The sequence below is a fragment of the Asanoa sp. NPDC049573 genome, assembly GCF_040676615.1.
Lineage (GTDB): Bacteria > Actinomycetota > Actinomycetes > Mycobacteriales > Micromonosporaceae > Asanoa.
The window spans coordinates 12363-30718 of sequence record NZ_JBFAPI010000007.1; the positions used below are offsets into that span (position 1 = coordinate 12363).

6 protein-coding genes are annotated in these 18356 nt (G+C 68.9%); all 6 read left to right on the forward strand.

The window, feature by feature from the left end:
* Positions 1–88 precede the first annotated feature (88 nt).
* The 6 genes from AB0J74_RS17620 to AB0J74_RS17645 all read left to right on the forward strand — a co-directional run bounded on the left by AB0J74_RS17620 (position 89) and on the right by AB0J74_RS17645 (position 18341).
* The gene (locus tag AB0J74_RS17620) at positions 89–2950 is read left to right on the forward strand and encodes a helicase-related protein (protein WP_363448983.1); all 2862 of its coding nucleotides are present in this window, start codon (positions 89–91) and stop codon (positions 2948–2950) included.
* Positions 2947–7662 carry a class I SAM-dependent DNA methyltransferase gene (locus AB0J74_RS17625; RefSeq protein WP_363448985.1) on the forward strand — a complete coding sequence of 1572 codons (4716 nt, stop codon included), beginning with the start codon at positions 2947–2949 and terminating at the stop codon, positions 7660–7662. The genes AB0J74_RS17620 and AB0J74_RS17625 overlap by 4 nt, the downstream gene beginning before the upstream one ends.
* Positions 7659–14036, forward strand: coding sequence for a DEAD/DEAH box helicase (locus AB0J74_RS17630; RefSeq protein ID WP_363448987.1), 6378 nt, complete (start codon positions 7659–7661; stop codon positions 14034–14036). Before AB0J74_RS17625 ends, AB0J74_RS17630 begins: the two co-directional genes overlap by 4 nt.
* Positions 14036–16198: a UvrD-helicase domain-containing protein gene (locus tag AB0J74_RS17635; RefSeq protein ID WP_363448989.1), complete on the forward strand. Its 2163-nt coding sequence runs from the start codon at positions 14036–14038 to the stop codon at positions 16196–16198. The genes AB0J74_RS17630 and AB0J74_RS17635 overlap by 1 nt, the downstream gene beginning before the upstream one ends.
* Positions 16199–17081: 883 nt before the next feature.
* On the forward strand, positions 17082–17993 hold the full coding sequence (locus tag AB0J74_RS17640) for a replication-relaxation family protein (protein WP_363448991.1): 912 nt from the start codon (positions 17082–17084) through the stop codon (positions 17991–17993).
* A 198-nt stretch (positions 17994–18191) separates the two neighbouring features.
* The gene (locus AB0J74_RS17645) at positions 18192–18341 is read left to right on the forward strand and encodes a hypothetical protein (protein WP_363448993.1); all 150 of its coding nucleotides are present in this window, start codon (positions 18192–18194) and stop codon (positions 18339–18341) included.
* The last annotated feature ends 15 nt before the right edge of the window (positions 18342–18356 follow it).

An 18356-nucleotide genomic window follows, 5' to 3' on the forward strand; every position in this document is an offset into this window, starting at 1 on the left:
CAGAGCCGTAAGTGCGATTTCGTGAGTCTTCGGTCGTCTGGATACCATCGGCCACACCGCAGCGCTCGATGGGGAGAGTGGGACGACGGTGAGCACAATCGGTTTCGGGGCGTCACTCGAATTGGCACCGGGGTCGGTCGTGGTCATCCGCGACGAGGAGTGGCTCGTGCAGACCGCGGAGGAAACCGCGGACGGACTTCTTGTTCATGTCCGTGGCCTCGGCGAGCTGGTCCGTGACGTGACGGCCAGCTTCTACGCCGCTCTCGACCGCATCGAGCCGCTCGATCCGGCGGCGGCGAGCGTGGTTGCGGACGACAGCCCCCGCTACCGCAAGGCCCGCCTCTGGTTGGAGTCCACGTTCCGCAAGACCGCCGTTCCCCTCGGCGACCGGTCGCTCACCGTGGCGACGCAGGCCCTGGCCACCCCGCTGAGCTACCAGCGCACCGCGGTGCGCAAGGCACTCGATCCAGAGAACCTGCGCCCCCGGATCCTGCTGGCTGACGCGGTCGGGCTCGGCAAAACGCTGGAGATCGGGATGATCCTGGCGGAGCTCGTGCGCCGAGGTCGGGGCGAGCGGATTCTGGTCGTCACGCCACGGCACGTGCTCGAACAGACGCAGCAGGAATTGTGGTCGCGGTTCGCGCTGCCGTTCGTCCGTCTCGACTCGGCGGGCATTCAACGGGTGCGGCAGAAGCTGCCGGCGAACCGGAATCCGTTCACGTATTTCCGCCGCGCGATCATATCGATCGACACGCTGAAATCGGAGCGATACGCGGCGAGCCTGAAAAAGCAGCGATGGGATGCGGTGGTCATCGATGAATCGCACAACCTCGCCAACGCGTCGACCGCGAACAACCAGCTCGCCCGCATCCTGTCCCGAAACACGGAGACACTGATCCTGGCATCGGCGACGCCGCACAACGGTCGTAAGGAGTCGTTCGCCGAGCTGGTCCGCTTGTTGGACCCGTCCGCGATCCCGCCGGGCGGCGATCCGGTGGCCGCCGAGATCGAACGCCTCGTGATCCGCCGCCACCGGCACAGCGACGAGGTCGCCGGCGTGGTCGGCGCGGACTGGGCGGAACGGCAGGACCCGGAGAACATCCTGGTGCCGGCGAGCGCGGCGGAGAACGAGGTCGCACGTGAGCTCGAGAACGTCTGGCTGTGGCCGGCGGACGGACGCACCCCGTACTCCGGGCAGAACGCGTCGCTGTTTCCCTGGACGCTGGCGAAGGCGTTCTTGTCGTCGCCGGCTGCGCTCGCGGAGACCGTCGACCGGCGGCTGAAAGGGCTCGGCCCGGGCGCCGAGACGGAGCGCGACGCGTTGCGGCGGCTGGCGGAGCTCAACGCGGCGGCGCTGGCGGCGGGGTCGGCCAAATACACCCAGCTGGTGCGGCGCCTGCGCGAGATCGGCGTCGCCGCCGGATCCCCGATGCGGGCGGTCGTGTTCGCCGAACGCGTCGCCACCCTGACCTGGCTGCGCCAACACCTGCCGGCAGACCTCGGTCTGCCCGCCGAGGCGGTCGCGGTCATGCACGGCAGCCTGCCCGATGACGAGCAACAGCGGATCGTCGACGCGTTCAAGCAGGAGCACGCGCCCGTCCGCGTCCTCGTCACCGGCGACGTCGCGTCCGAGGGGGTCAACCTGCACGCGCAGTGCCACGAGTTGATCCACTTCGACATCCCGTGGAGCCTGATCCGCATCGAGCAGCGCAACGGCCGTATCGACCGCTACGGCCAGAAGCACCCGCCCCGGATCACCGCGCTGCTGCTCGTGCCCGAAGGCGGCCGCTTCGCGGGCGATATCCGTGTCCTGGCGAAGCTGGTCGACAAGGAGAACGAGGCCCATCGCGCGCTCGGCGACGTCGCCTCGCTGATGGGCCAATACGACGTGCGGGGCGAGGAGGAGGCCATCCGCGCCGTCCTGGCCGGGAAGCGGGAGCTCGACGACGTGGTGCGCACGCCGAGCGAGGTGCTGGCCAACGACGACTTCGCGGCGATGTTCTTCGGCATCGTCGACACGGTCGACGCAGGTGAGGTGCCTCCGCTTGAGACGGCGGTGACCGCAGGCTCCGGGCTCTATCCCGACGACGTGTCCTATCTGGAAGAGGCGCTGCACGCGGCCTTCGTGGACCCCACGGGACCACTGAGCAACAACGGTGTCTCCTGGCGGCGTGATCGGGCTTTCGGCACGGCCGAGCTCACCCCGCCGCCCGACCTTGTGCAACGCCTCGACGTCCTGCCGCAGAGCTATCTCGCGGACCGGCGCGTGACCGACAAGCTCGTGCTGGCCACGACCCCAGCGCGTGGCAAGGACAGGCTGGAGCACGCCCTGCGCGACGACACGGGCTCCAGTTGGCCGGACGCGCACTATCTCGGGCCCTTGCACCCGGTGCTCGACTGGGCCGCGGACCGGGCCCTCGCGGGGCTGGGCCGCAACCAGGTCTTCGCGGTCCGTGGCGACGTCGAAGATCCGACCGTGCTGCTGCTGGGCACGCTCACGAACCGGCGCGGGCAGGTCGTCTCGGCGGCTTGGCTCACCGTCGAGTTTCCGGCGCCTGACAGCCTGTCGTTCGCACCGGTGACCCCACATCCGTCGGCCGCCACCGCCCTCGCCGCGTTGGGTTTCAACGCCACCCGGGCCAACCCCGGCCCGGTGCCCGACGCCGAAGCGCTGGGCCGGTTCGTCGCGCCGGCCGTCGCTCACGCACGCGCACAGATGCGCGACCTGTTCGCCGCCGCCGAGAAGGACGTGGCACACCGGGTCGAGCGGTGGTCACACCGGCTCGCCGCGTGGCAGGACGAGGCGGACGCCCTGGTCCAACGCCGTGACCTGCGACAGCGGCGCCTCAGCGTTGAGCAGGAACAGCGGCTGGTCGCCGACATGAACCCCGACCGGCAGCTCGTACGCCCCCTGCTGGTGGTCATGCCGTTGACAGGAGAGCAGGCATGAGCGTGTCCGACGCGATCCTGGTCGGTGAGGGCTGGATCTCCGAGCACTACTTCACCACCGACGCGACCAAGGAGTCGTTCCGCGCCCGGGTGCTCGAACGGCGCAAGGCCTGGGACGCCGAGGCCGCCGCGCGCCGGCCCACCCCACGCAGCCGGTTCGCCGAAGCGCGACAGGAGCTCGAAGCGGACCTCGCCAAGCTCGGCGAGCTGACCGAGGTGGAAGCGGGCCTCGGGGCGACCGACCCGCGCACCATCGCCGCCGCGGTCGAGCCGATCTACGAGCGCCTCCTCGGCATCCTGGAACTGCGCCTGCATGGGCTGGTCGCCAACGACCAGGGGCCGATCCTGCGGGTGTCGGCCCCCGGCAGCACCGGCCGGGCGCCGCTCGTCGTCGTGCGCGCCCAGCCGGTCGGCGCGGTCGAGGACATCCTCGCCAAGGACGGCGCGACGCTGGCCGCAGCGGTCCGGCTGGACGACGACAGTGACGAGCTGACCTCGGCGGCCCGGCTGACGTCCGCCCTGTTCGTCGAGGACGACGCACCGGACCTGGCCCTGATCCTGGCCGGCCGCTGGGCTGTGCTGGCCGAACGCGAGCGCTGGGCCGAGGGCCGCTATCTCGCCATCGACCTGCAACTGATCTGCGAACGCAACGACACCAGTCGCGGCGGCGAGATCGACCGCGCGTTGACCTGCCTGTCCGCCGAGTCGATCGCCCCGGACGCCGACGGCAACCTGTGGTGGAGCGGAGTCCTCGACGAGTCGATCAAGCACACCGTCGGTGTCTCGAAAGACCTTCGTGAGGGCGTACGCCTCTCCATCGAGATCATCGCGAACGAGGTCGTCACCCGCCGTCGCGCGCGCGGCCTCGACCCGCTGCCCGCCGACGAGGCCCAGCCGCTGGCCAAACAGTCGCTGCGCTTCCTCTACCGCATTCTCTTCCTGCTGTACGCGGAGGCGTCGCCCGAGCTGGGCGTGCTGCCCGTCGGCGCCCCCGAGTACGACCAGGGCTACAGCCTCGACCGGCTCCGCGAGCTCGTCCAGGTCGAGCTGGCCACTCCAGGGGCCCAGACGGGCACGCACCTCTACGAATCACTGGGCGTGTTGTTCCGCCTCGTCGACCGGGGGCACGAGGTCGCTCGACCCGCGGGCGACGAGGCGCTCTCGGCGCAGGGGCTCACATTCAACCCGCTGCGCGCCGACCTGTTCCGGCCCAGCGCAACCGCGCACATCGACGCGGTCGGCCTTGGCAACGCAGCCCTGCAAGAGGTGCTCGGTCACCTGCTGCTCAGCAAGGAGCGGAAAGGCCGGGACCGGGGCTTCATCTCGTACGCGGAGCTGGGCATCAACCAACTCGGCGCCGTCTACGAGGGACTGATGTCCTACACCGGCTTCTTCGCCGAGACCGACCTGTACGAGGTCGCCAAGGGCGGGGACGGCAGCAAGGGCTCGTGGGTACTCCCGGCGGACCGCGCCGACACCGTCAAAGCCGAAGACTTCGTCAAACAGCCCGACCCAGTGACGGGCGAGCCGCGGCCGGTGCTGCATAAGCAGGGCTCGTTCGTGTTCCGGCTGGCCGGCCGGGAGCGCCAGCAGTCGGCGTCCTACTACACCCCCGAGGTGCTGACGAAGTTCACCGTCGGCCAAGCCCTCGAGGAGCTGCTCGACCAGGATGGCACCCGCACCAGCGCCGCCGACATCCTCGGCATGACGATCTGCGAGCCGGCCCTGGGCTCGGGCGCCTTCGCCATCGAGGCGGTGCGGCAGCTCGCCGACCATTACCTCAAGCGCCGCCAGGAGGAGCTGGCCGCCGAGGGCAAGCGGATCGACCCCGACGACTATCCGAAGCGCCTGCAGGAGGTGAAGGCCTACCTCGCTCTGCACAACGTCTACGGCGTCGACCTGAACGCCACCGCCGTCGAGCTCGCCGAGATCTCTCTGTGGCTCGACACGATGGTGGAAGGCCTGTCGGCGCCCTGGTTCGGCCTGCACTTGAAGCGCGGCAACTCCCTGATCGGTGCCCGCCGAGCGGTCTACCGGCGCAGCCAAGTGACCGACAAGTCCTGGTTGAGCGCCGTGCCGCAGGAGGTGCCGTTGACCTCGTTAGTCGACGACATCGATGCCGGGAAGGTCGCCAGCGACGGCATCCACCACTTCCTGCTGCCCGCCGACGGGTGGGGCTCGGCCGCCGACGCCAAGGAGGCCGCCGCGCTAGCACCCGACGCCGCGAAGCGGCTCAAGGCGTGGCGAGGCAGCACCAAGACCAAACCCCAGAAGCAGACCGTCGACGCGTACGCCGAGCTGGCCCACCGCGTCGAGACGCTCTGGCAGATCGCCTACCGCCGCCTCGATATCGCCGAGCAGCAGGTCCGCCGGCGCATTCCCGTCTGGGAGGCCGATCTGGCCCCGGGCGGCGGGGCGGTGCAGCGCGAAGAGATCGAGACGGCGCTGGCCGACGACGAAGGCGCCTACCGGCGGCTGCGCCGGGCCATGGACGCGTGGGCGGCGCTCTGGTTCTGGCCGCTCACCGACGAGACCGCCACTGTGGACGGTGAGGTCGTCGCGCCGCCCACCGTCGCGCAGTGGATCGACGGCTTGCGGGCGCTGCTCGGCCGTAATCCCGATCTCAGCAAGCGCAAGGCGTCCGGTCCGACCCTGGCCAGTGGGATGAGCTGGCACGAGCTGAACGAGGCCGAGCGGCTGGAACTCGGCTTCGCCAACGCCAAGCCGATTGAGGCAGTGCTGCGGGAGCACCCGTGGCTGACGGTCTGCGAGCGCATCGCCAAGCGGCAGGGCTTCTTCCACTGGAACCTGGAGTTCGCCACGGTATTCGCCCGCGGCGGCTTCGACCTCCAGGTCGGTAACCCACCCTGGGTCCGGCCACGCTCCGATGTGGACGCGCTGATGGCCGAGGGCGATCCGTGGTGGCAGCTCTCCCTGAAGCCGACCCAGGCAGAGGTTGCCACCCGTCGGAAGACGACCCTGGCCATGCCTGGGATGACCGAGTTGGTCGTCGATGGCACGGTTGACGTGCTGTCGACCGCGGCATTCGTCGGCTCGGTCGGACAGTATCCGCACCTGCAGGGATTGCAGCCGGACCTCTACCGCTGCTTTATGGAGGTGATGTGGCGGCACGGCTCAACCCGCGGCACCATCGGCATGATCCACCTGAACTCGCACTTTACCGACGAGCAGGCCGGCCCATTACGGGCTGAACTATACTTGCGGCTCCGCCGCCACTGGCATTTCATAAACCAGCTACTACTTTTTGAAATCCAGAACCACAAGCACTTCGGCATCACGGTGCACGGTTCGCGGCAAGGTCAACCATCGTTTACCCAGGCGACTTGGCTCTACCATCCCGACACGGCCGCAAGGTCCCTCGCGCATGACGGATCGGGGCCGGAGCCTCGGCTAAAAGACGAGGATGGACGTTGGGACCTGCGCCCCCATCGTTCAAGAATTACAAAGGTTACCGAGGCCACGCTTCGTGCCTGGCACGCAACGATGGAGACCGACGATGTGCCCATCCGGCAGACCCGGATGGTGTACGCGGTCAACCATTCCAGCGCGGCCGTCCTAGAGAAGCTCTCACGCATGCGGCGTATTGGGGAGCTCGGCCTTCGCTTCTCATCCGGCTGGCACGAAAAGAACGACCGGACCAAGGGGTATTTCGATTCGGAGTGGGGCGTGTCGAACTCCTGGGATGACGTGATCCTGCAAGGGCCCCACCTTTATGTCTCGACGCCGATCAACAAGACTCCAAACCCGACGCTCGTCAGCAATAAGGATTGGTCGGTCACGGACTTCGAGGCTCTCGCGGCCGACGCGATCCCAGCCACCGCCTACCAACGTCGAGGCAACCCGCACGACTACGACAGGGCTTACACCGACTGGGGAGATGAGGACCATCACGACCCCGCCCGCACTCACTACCGCGTTGCCTGGCGTGACATGGCTGCGAACCAAGGAGAGAGGACGTTCATCCCGGCGCTGATCCCGCCGGGTCCGGCCCACGTTCATACGGTGCGTTCTGCCTCGTCATCGGCTGCGGAACCAGAGCTTCTGGTCCAGGTCCTTGGCTTCTTGTGTTCGCTCACCCATGACTACTCAGTTCGTGTTGCTCCGAAATCGACGATTTCTCCGTCGACAGTGCGGCGTCTTGCGTTCGCGGACTCCAAGCTCTCGCCAGAGCTGATTCTTCGGACGCTTAGGCTAAACGCTGTGGTTGACGCCTACGCCGATCTGTGGCAGCAGTGCTTTTCGCCGAGCTTCGGTGACGACCTTTGGACCGGCGGATTTGATCACGGCCGAAGGGCATCGCTGGGGAGGGTCGGTCCCCAGTGGACGCTGGACACCCCTTTGCGGATTGCTGCGGACCGACGGCAAGCGCTCGTCGAGATCGATGCTCTGGTTGCGCTGATGCTCGGGCTGACTGCGGATGAGTTGTGCTCGATTTACGAGACCCAGTTCGCCGTGCTGCGTGGCTACGACCAGAACGTCTATTTCTACGACGCCAACGGGCGGCTCGTGCCGAATTCAGTGCTGTCCGTGTGGCGTACCAAGGGTGATCGGATCACCGCCGACGAGCGGACCGCGACCAACCAGGCCGGCAACACCTACACCTACGAGTTGCCGTTCGTCACCCTGGACCGGGCGGCAGACATGCGGACGGCCTACGCGGTCTTCGAGCAGCGACTACGGGAGCGTTCGTGACCGAGCTCCTACCCACCGTCCAGGCGGCCAACGTCCGGCACAGCCTGGTCGACTACCTGACGACGACGTTCGCGCTGACCGACGCCGATGCCCGCGACGGCCTCGACACCTTCCTCTCCGACCCGCTCAACGGCATGTTCAAAGGCCCCTACGTGCGCCTACGACTACCGTTCCGGCCGGCCGAGCTGGGCTGGCGTCAGCACCTCGACTGGTATGCGGGCCCGGACCCTTACGGTCACCAGGCCGCCGCCTTCGCCCGGCTGAGCACGCGGGGCGGCCGGCGCCCGCAGCCGACGCTGGTCACCACCGGCACCGGCTCCGGCAAAACCGAGGCGTTCCTGCACCCGATCCTCGACCACGTGCGCCGGGCGCGCCTGGAGGGCGTCACGGGCCTCAAGGCGCTGATCCTCTACCCGATGAACGCGCTCGCCAACGACCAGGCCGCCCGCCTGACCGGACTGCTCACCGGGCACCTGGAGCTGGCGTCGATCACGGCGGCGCTCTACACCGGCGAGCAGGACAAGCGCCGGACCATGGTCACCAAGGACGGGTTGATCACCGACCGCGGCATCATCCGGGACACGGCTCCGGACATCCTGCTGACCAACTACAAGATGCTCGACCAGTTGCTGCTGCGCCACGCGGACCAGAGCCTGTGGCGACAGTCCGCGACCAGCCTGCGCTACCTGGTGCTGGACGAGTTCCACACGTACGACGGCGCGCAGGGCACCGACGTGGCCATGCTCCTGCGCCGGCTCGGCCTGGCCCTCAAGAGCCATTGGCGCGCCGACGACCCGGTCGTCACCGAGGAGGCCCGGTCCCGCCCGCTCGGTCTTGTCACGCCGGTGGCCACCTCCGCGACACTCGGGGACAAGGGCGACCCGATGGCCATGCTCGGCTTCGCCGAAACCGTCTTCGGCGAGGAGTTCCCCGCCGACGCGGTGATCACCGAATCACGCCGGAGCCTCGCCGAATGGGTCGGCGACGCGGAGACCGTCGTCGCGGAGGCCGGATTCGCCGTCGCCGACGCGTTTCGGGCCGACGACGTGCGTCGTGCCGTCGACGCGCTCGGTGCTGACCCGGACGGTGCGGCCTTGGCCCGTACCGTCCTCGGACTGCTTTGGTCAGGTGACGCGAAGAAGCTCGCAGAGGCCGGGCCGGACCTGCTGCTCGCCCTGGCCAAAGCGCACCCGCTGGTGCAGGAGCTTGCCTACGAAACCGTGGACGCGGTGAGCGTGGACGATCTCGTTCGCCGTATCGCGGACAACGCCGACCGGCGCACCTCGAGCCTGGCGGCGGGTGGGTTCGACGCCGACTGGGCACAGGCCATCACCGCCGTCGTCGCGGCGCTCGGCCACATCCGGGCGATCGCCGGCCGCGAGGCGCTCTCCGTCGACGTGCACCTTTGGGTGCGCGAGCTCACCCGCATCGACCGGGCCGCCGACACCACCGCCCGTTTCCGGTGGGGTGACGACGGCCCGCCGGTCGCTGGCGGTGACACCGAGGACATCCGTCCGTCGTTCCCGGCCATCTTCTGCCGCTTCTGCGGCCGGTCCGGCTGGGGCGTCGCGCTGGCGCCGGTCGGCACCGGGCTCTCGGTCGACGACGAGAGCATCCGGCGCAACCACGCCGCTCACGAAGGGCGGTTCCGGGCGTTGCTGTACGCGCCGGCGGAGGCGAACGCCGCCTACGACGGGGCCGCGTACCCGGACGGGCTGTCCTGGTTCTCGGTACGTGGCCGGGAGCTGCTCGGCACCGCCCCGCCCGACGACGACCCCGACCTGCGCGACGGATGGGTCCTGCCGGTGCTCACCAGCGCCGGCCGCGACGCCGACGAGCACGCGCGCGACGACACCTGCCCGTCCTGCGCCCAGCCGGACGGCATCCGCTTCCTCGGCAGCGCGATCGCGACCCTACTTTCGGTGTCACTGTCCACGCTGTTCGGTTCGGCGGCGCTGGACGCGCGCGAGAAGAAGGCGCTCGTCTTCACGGACTCGGTGCAGGACGCCGCGCACCGGGCCGGGTTCGTCGAAGCGCGCTCACACACACTGACGTTGCGCGCCGCCCTCAATGCCACCATCGCCGCCGGCGCCCTCACCCTGGACCGGCTCGTCGAGGTAGCGATCCAGCTCACCGGAGAGGATCCCTTCCAGCGTTATCGCCTGCTCGCTCCCGACTGCGTCGACCGCGACTCCTTCACACCGTTCTGGCGGTCGAGGAACCTGCGCGAAGTGTCGTCGAAAGTGATGTCCCGGGTCCGGACCCGACTCGCCTTCGAAGTGGCGATGGAGTTCGGGATGAACTCGCGTACCGGCCGGACCCTCGAACTGACCGGTGCCGCCACCGTTGAGGTCGAGGCCGGGCCGCCGGCGCGAATGGCCGCGGCGGCCCGCGCTGTGTTGACCGGCTTCGCCGCGCAACACACCCTCGACACGGACGGAGCCGAGCCGGCCGCCGACACCTTGGTGCGCTGGGTGCGCGGCGTTCTGGACCGTATGCGGGCCCAAGGAGCCATCGACCATCCCTGGTTCACCAGGTTCCGTCAAGAGGACGGCAACCGGTGGTCCATCTGGGCCGGCCGTCCGCGCGACCAGGGCATGCCCGCCTTCCCGAACACTCGACCGGCACCCAGCTACCCTCGGGTCGGTGGCTCCGCGAGCCCAGTCCAGGACAGCGACCTCGACGCTGTCACGTCGGCGCAGTCCTGGTACTCACGCTGGACCTCGCGCGCGCTGTCGGTCAGCCCGGCCGACGGCGGGCGGCTCGTGCGACTGCTGCTCGACCGACTCGCCCGTGACGGGGTCCTCACCACCGTGACGAGCCAGAGCGGCGCCACCGTCTACGCGATCCCGCCTTCGGCGATCGTGGTGGCACCGACCCGGCTCGACGACCTGACCGCCCGGCGGCACCTGCTGGCCTGCGACACCTGCCGGTCGCTGGTGCCGGGCAGCCGCACCACCGTCGACCAGCTCGACGGCGCGCCGTGCATGCTGGTGCGCTGCCACGGACGGCTGGGCCGGGAGGCGCTGACCGACAACTTCTACCGCCGCCTCTACTCATCTCCCGACATGCGACGGATCGTCGCGCGCGAGCACACTAGCCTGCTCGACGACGCCACTCGCCTGCGCTACGAGGACGCCTTCAAAAACTCGTCGACCGAGCCGCAGGCCCCCAACGTGCTGGTCGCCACCCCCACCCTGGAGATGGGCATCGACATCGGCGACCTGTCCGCCGTGCTGCTGTCGTCGCTACCCCGCACCGTCGCCTCATATCTCCAGCGGGTGGGACGGGCCGGACGCCTCACCGGCAACGCCCTCAACCTGGCCTACGTGACCGGCCGCGGCGACCAGCTTCCCAAGCTCGGCGACCCGCTGTCGGTCGTCAACGGCGAGGTGCGGCCGCCCGCCACCTACCTGAGCGCCGAGGAGATCCTGCGGCGGCAGTTCACCGCCAGCATCGTCGACGGCATGGCCCGCGACGAGCGGCACGCCCACCCGACCCACGTGCGGGAGGCCATCGGGTCGAGCGAGCCCGACTCGTTCCTCGGTGAGGTCATCGCCGTCGCCGAGGCGAGTGGTGCCACCGCCGTGCACCGGTTTACCGACATGTTCGGCTCCCTCCCGGAATCGACTGTGACGGCGCTCGTCGACTGGGTCAGCCCCGCGGCCGGCTCGGGCACCAGCCTCTTCGCTGGTCATGTGCACGCCGCCAGCCGACGCTGGCAGCAGACCGTCGAGACTCTCGAGCGACGACAGACCGAGATCAACAAAGTCCTGCCCGAGCTGGAGGACAAGGCGGCGTCGCCGGCCGCGACCGACGATGACAAGCGGCAACTGCGGTCTGCGAAGACCACTCGCAAGCTGATCGGTGGGCAGCTCGGTCACCTGCGTGGCGAGTACTGGATCGGCGTGCTCGAGGAACACGGGCTGTTGCCCAACTACACGCTGCTCGACGACACCGTCACCCTCGCCGTGGGGATCAGCTGGACCAACCCCGACACCGGCCAGTTCGAAACCGACAGCGCCCAGTTCCAGCGCGGGTCGGCGCAGGCCATCCGTGAGTTCGCCCCGGGCGCCACCTTCTATGCCCGCGGCCTGGAGATCGCCGTCGACGCGATTGATCTCGGCATCGACGGCGAGTCCATCCGTCCGTGGGTGTTCTGTCCCGCCTGCGGGTACGGCGCCGACATCGCCGCCACCGGCCGGGAGGAGCCGATCGCGACGTGCCCACGGTGCGGCAGCGCCGGCATCGCCGACACCGGCCAGCGGCTCGAGGTCGTCGAACTGTCCCATGTCTCCGCCGAGGTGCGCCGCGACGAGGTGCGGATCTCGGATCGGCGCGACCAGCGAGATCACATACCGTTCCAGATCGTCGCGGCCGCGGACATCGACCCGGCCGCCATCACCCAGAAATGGTTCGCCGAGAACACCGGGCTGGGCTGCACGTATCTGCGATCCCTGGATCTGCGCTGGCTGAACCTCGGCCGGCCAGGTCACGGCGCGACAAGGATCATCTCGGCGGACGAGCGCACAGGCGCACTGTTCCGGGTGTGCTCCGGATGCGGCAAGCTCGACACCAGCTCCGGACGTAATCGCCCGCACGAACACCGTGCCTGGTGCCTACACCGCACCTCGGCCGTGGAGAACGCGGTCGCCGTCGCCCTCTCCCGCACGCTGCGTACTCAGGGTCTGCTGCTCCGCCTGCCCTACTCCGTCACCATCGGCGACGACTTCGCGGTGCCGAGCCTGGCCGCGGCGGTCCTGCTCGGGTTGCGCGAGCAGATCGGCGGGCACCCCGACCACCTTCGCGTCGAGTACGTTGTCGACCCCACCCTTAGCGACGGCACCGACAACCACGACGCGCTGCTGCTGCACGACGTCGTGCCGGGCGGCACCGGCTACCTGGCCGACCTCGCGTCCCCGGAGCGCCTGCGTGCCCTGCTGGCACTCGCCTGGCAGCGGGTGCACGACTGCGAGTGCCGGCACGAGGAACGCCTCGCCTGCCACCGCTGCCTGCTGCCGTTCACCCCGCCTGCCGCGTTGCGCCGCACCTCGCGTGCGGCCGCCGAACGGCACCTCGCCCGCCTGCTCGACCTGCCCGAGGATGCCGACACTGCCGATGGCCCGCCGTGGACCCTCGTCGAGACCCCGCCGCAGGACAGCCCAGAATCGCACCTGGAACAACGCTTCCGCAAGCTGATCGCGAGCCGGCTGAAGGCCGTCGGCGCGGCCATCACGGAGGTGCCGAAACCGTGGGGCAACGCGCTGCGGTTCACGCTGCCCGGCGACCACCGCCAATGGACCCTCACCCCGCAGGTCAACGTCGAGAACTCCCGCCCCGACTTCCTGCTGGAGTCCAACGACACCTCGGTGCCGGCCGTCGCCGTGTTCACCGATGGCCGCGCGTTCCACGCCACCGCTTCCCATAACCGGCTCGCCGACGACGCCGACAAACGACAGATCCTGCGTGACACTGGCCGCATCGTCCTCGCGGTCACCGCCACGGACATCGCCAGGGCCGAACAGGAGACCAGCGCCACGCCCACCTGGTTCTCCGAGGCGACCGTGGCCACCTTGATCAAGCAGCCTCCGTTCCAGGCCGCGCCCAGCGCCTACGAAGGGCTGCGGGCCGGGCCGATCTCCTGGCTGCTCGGCTGGGTTTCCGCACCGAGAGCCGCGGACGTCGGCATCGTCGCGCGGGCGGTGCCGATGTTCCTGGTCGACGGCAAGTCCCGTCGTGCGTGCGCCGAGGGGATCAGCCTCGCCGCGGTCGGTCGGGCCGCGCTGCTCGGCGAAGAGCTGCCGCCCGGGGATCGGACGATCCTGGTGCGGCGGTTCGGCGCGCTGGCCGTCGTCGTCGAGCCGGCCAAGGCTGCTGTGCATGCTGCTCTCGTCCTCGACGACCGGGATGTGGCCATCGACGCCGCGCATGCCGACGCGTGGCGGCTTTGGCTGCAGCTTTCCAATGCGATGTCGCTACGCGACTGGCCCACCGTCATTACGACCTTCACCCGCGTGGACGGGATGGCCAGCACGCTCACGACGCCGGAACCGGCCACCGCGGACGGGCTTCCCGACGAAGTGGGACCGGGCTGGGCGTCCGCGTACGAGTCAGCGGCTCCCGGCGTCGAACGCGACCTGATCCGGCTCCTCGCCGTCCACGGCGGCCTAGAGGCGCCGCTGATCGGTGCGGAGGGGCCCGATGGCATCCCGATTGACATCTCCTGGCCGCACCTGCACATTGCGGTCGACCTCTACGACATGGCCGACGAGGACCGGACCGACCTCAGCTCGGCCGGCTGGCACGTGGTGCCAGCCGAACCGGACGCCATCGTCGCGGCACTGACCGGTGCCGCCGACCGCGGGGAGCAATGATGCCGACCATCATCATGACCAAATGGCCCGTCAAGATCGACGGCTCGGTCAAGGCCAAGGCGATGACCTTCCTGCAGAAGCTCTCGGCCGACGACACCACGCCCGGACTGCACGTCGAGCCGATCGCCAACGCGGCCGACTCCCGCGTGCGCACCGGCCGCGTCGACCTCTTCTGGCGTGCGGTGATGTTCCGGCTGGACGGCGCCGGTGAGAGCCACTACGTGATCCACGGTGTGTGGCCCCATGACGAGGCCAGCGCCGTCGCCGCCAGGGTCCGACTCAAGGTCAACCCAATCAACGGGCTGCCACAGTTCGAGCAGGCGGCAGAGGCACCTGCGGCTACACCGCCCGGATCCGGCGGGCCTTCCGCGTTCCACGTGCCAGCCCAAGAGCCGTTGCTGGTCCGGCTCGGACGCAACCGCGGCGACCTCGTCGATCGGCTCGGCGTTCCCGCGGACGTCGCCGACCAGGCACTCGCCGCGGCGGACGAGGACACCATCCTCGATCTCGCCCAACGACACGAGGGTTGGCTCGGGCTGCTCCTGATCGATCTGGCCACCGCGGACCCGATCGACACCATTACCGCGCGGCTACAGATCGAGGCACCCGAACACACGGGTGACGGCGACGCCGATCTCCTGCGCTCGCTCAAGCAACCCGCCGCCCAGGTGCAGTTCGCGTTCATCGACGGCCAGGAGGAGCTTCGTCGGGTCATCGAGGAAGGCGACTTCGGTTCGTGGCGGGTGTTCCTGCACCCTGAGCAGCGTCGGTACGCTGTGCGGCGATACAAAGGCCCCTTCCGGCTGTCCGGAGGCGCCGGCACAGGCAAGACCGTCGTGCTCATCCACCGTGCCCGCATGCTGGCCCGCGAGCAGCCCGAAGCACGGATTGTCCTCACGACGTTCACCACGAATCTGGCCGACGCGCTGCGCGACGGCCTGGCCCAACTCGACCCGACCGTTCCGCAGGCGACGACACTCGGCGAACCCGGCGTATTCGTGACCGGCGTCGACGCACTCGCCGCGACGGTCATCCGCACGGCCGGCACCGCCATCGCCGACGCGGTCCAGACCGTCCTCGGCGACGACCGATCGGCCCCCACCGCGCGCACACCCAACGGCCGCTGGCGAGAGATCATCGAGGCGTCGTCGTCAAAACTGCCGCCCGAGATCGCCAACGAGACGTTTCTTAGCGCCGAGTACGCGCTCGTCGTGCTGCCCAACCGGGTGAAGAACGAGAACGACTACCGTCGCGTCCGGCGGCCCGGTCGCGGTATTTCCCTCGACCGCGCAAAGCGAGACAGCGTATGGGCGCTGATCGCCGCGTACCGCGCCCAAGGACGCGTCGACGGCGCGCTCGATTTCGCCGAGGCAGCCGCCGTCGCCGCGGCCCATCTCGAATTCACCGGTGCCCGAGCCGACCACGTGCTCGTCGACGAAGGGCAGGACATGTCGCCGGCCCACTGGCAGATGCTGCGGGCCCTGGTCGCCGAAGTCGAGGACGATCTGTTCATCGCCGAAGACTCTCACCAGCGCATCTACGGTAACCGCACCGTTCTCGGGCGGCACGGCATCCGGATCGTCGGCCGCTCACAGCGGCTAACCCTCAACTACCGCACCACCGCCCAGAACCTCCGCTACGCCATGGCCGTGCTCGACGGCGGCGACTACGTGGACATCGAGGAGCAACCCGAGGCAACCGGCTACCGATCGGCTCGCTCGGGCCCGGCACCGGCTGTGGAATCCGTGGATTCGCTTGTTGCCGAACTGGACGTGATCGCCGACCGACTTCGCGGGTGGATCGACGGCGGGGCGGCACCGGAAACCCTCGCCGTCCTGGTGCACGACAGGTTCCAGCGCGAGCGCGTCGTCAACGCCCTCAACGAGCGCGGCGTCCAGGCGCGAGCGGTCGACCGGGACCGGCCAACCGGGGGCCGGGTGCTCGTCATGACCATGCACAGGGCCAAAGGAATCGAGTTCGCAAAGGTCGTACTCGCCGATGTCGGATCTCGATCAGCCGCCGAGCAAGCCAGACTAGACGGCCTGGATGACGTCGAGCGACAGGACGTAGAGTTACGCGCTCGCTCGCTGGTATACGTTGCCGCGACACGTGCTCGTGACGAACTCGTCGTAGTTCAGCGTCGACAGCATGCCCCGAGCTGACGCCAGCGCACGTGCTGCCAGGCCAGATGCACCACCGGGAGCCGGGCCAACGTCGGCGCGACGTGAACCGGCTGTTTGGCCGGAGCCCTGAAGTCAGCCCGATATTCGATCCGCGTTCCCGTGGTCTGCAGTTAAACTGATATCGCTTTTCGAGCCACCCCGGTTAGACCTTGCGCACTCGCACAGGGCTCGTGGGTCTGTTGGATCAGCGTCGTATGGGTGCCCACCCGCCTCGAAGGCCGGTCGGCGGCGACGCCCCTTCAGATCGCGGGCCTGCCGCGTCGTTCGCATGGCGCATCAGGCGTTCGTATGGGTGCCCACCGAGCCCTTAGCGGCAGGTCGGCGGCGAACCCCGCGTCATGATGGACGGCCCCGCCGTGTGGGCTGCGTCAGCGGAGCTACCCCTGGACGGGGTCGCTGCGCCGCTGAAACGTCGGTTCGCCTCCTGGCTTCACTGTGACCCTTCTCGTCGGGGGGCCTTCCGTGCTCCGGTTGTGGTGCTTGCTGGTGCCCGGTTCCACCGCGTGCCCTGTCTGTTGACAACTCCACAGCGGAACCGCCAGAGGAGGCCGAGCGCGCCTGTTCATCAACCGTGACGCCCGTCGCGAGCCGTTCCCACCATCCCGAAAGGAGTTCCGTATGCACACAAGTCCACATCCATCGCCATGCCGGCTGAGCTCGCCAGGAGGCGGTGTGGCTGTCCGTTCCGTTGTCCGGGAGGGCGGTCGTGCCGGTGTCCGTCTTGATCCGGCCACCTACACGGACACCCGCTGCCGCCTGACATCGCAGGTCAAAGCGCCCAACAGCGGTCGCGCGCTTATCCAGAGAGACTCTCTACTTTGTGAGTCTCCCCAAGAACGTATTTGCGTAAGGGGGCATGCCTATGGCTAGCCGAGACGACGCCCGACTCCTACGGGCACAAGCATCACTGACCAACCGAGACCTGCGCCTGCTGGAGTGGCTCTACGACCACGGCCTGCTCACCACAGACCAGATCACAATCGCCCTGTTCCCCTCGCACGACTTCGGTCAACGCCGTCTGTTACGGCTGACCCGTCTCAGCGTCCTGACCCGCTTCCGGCCGCAGCGCCCAACGGGCGGCACCTTTCCGTACCACTACGTCCTCGACCAGCTCGGGATCGAGGTCGTCGCCGCGCAACGAGGCGACCCGCTCCCCAGACGCAGCGAGGCCCGACGGCAGCTGCACCGGCTCACCTCGCGGGCCCGGCTGCCTCACCTGCTCGGTGTCAACGGATTCTTCACCGCCCTGGCCGCCTACGAGCGCCAACATCCAGGGGCCAGTCTCGACCGGTGGTGGCCGGAGTCAGCGTTCCAGAACCGCGGTGCCTACTCGGTCGCGAACGCCGACGTCAGGGTGATGCTGGAGTCCCGGCTTCCCCGCCCAGACGGGCACGGTGTCTTCACCGACGCCGGCGTGTCCGTGCCGTTCTTCCTCGAGTACGACCGTGGCGGTGAAAGCCTCACCGTCCTGGCCGAAAAGATCGCCGGCTACGAGATCCTGGCCGGCTACGTCCGCTGGCGGTGGCCAGTTTTGTTCTGGCTGCCCACAGCACGGCGGGAGATGAACCTCCACAATCTGCTCACATCCATCGACAGCAGGTTCAAAGCCGTCATCGCGACGGCCGCTGCCGACTTCGTCACTGCCCGGGCTCTGAATCCCGCCGAGGCAGTCTGGTGGCAACTCGGCCGCCCCGGCGGGCGGCTCCGACTCACCGAACTCCCTTACGAGGGAGACGCTGACCTGCTCGACAGGCCACGGAAGGAACTGCGATGACCAGCACTGACCAGCATCCGCCGCCCTCATCCATGGTGGAGGAAGATGGCCACAAGCCGCCGGACACCTGAACCGCGCCGTCGCCCAGTAGGCGACCAGTCGACACCCGGCCCGACAGCGCCGGAGGACGACCTCACTACCTCCGACAACCCGTACGCCGCCACACCCGGCCATCCGCAGGCGCGGGGGACTTTACCGATGGCCCGTTACCTGCTCGACCCGGCGATCGAAGACGAGATCCAAGCATTGGCCCGGACCGCGCCGCCGATTCCCGCGGACCTGGCGATCCGGATCGCGCGGATGCTGCGGTGGAACGAACCTGACACCGCCACCGACCGCGCCGCCTGACCGCCGACCAGTCGG

Excerpts from the sequence above, each read along its gene's own strand:
- AB0J74_RS17640 (WP_363448991.1), top strand. The coding sequence starts at position 17,082 with ATGGCTAGCCGAGACGACGCCCGACTCCTACGGGCACAAGCATCACTG.
- AB0J74_RS17625 (WP_363448985.1), top strand. The coding sequence starts at position 2,947 with ATGAGCGTGTCCGACGCGATCCTGGTCGGTGAGGGCTGGATCTCCGAG.
- AB0J74_RS17645 (WP_363448993.1), top strand. The coding sequence starts at position 18,192 with ATGGCCCGTTACCTGCTCGACCCGGCGATCGAAGACGAGATCCAAGCA.
- AB0J74_RS17635 (WP_363448989.1), top strand. The coding sequence starts at position 14,036 with ATGCCGACCATCATCATGACCAAATGGCCCGTCAAGATCGACGGCTCG.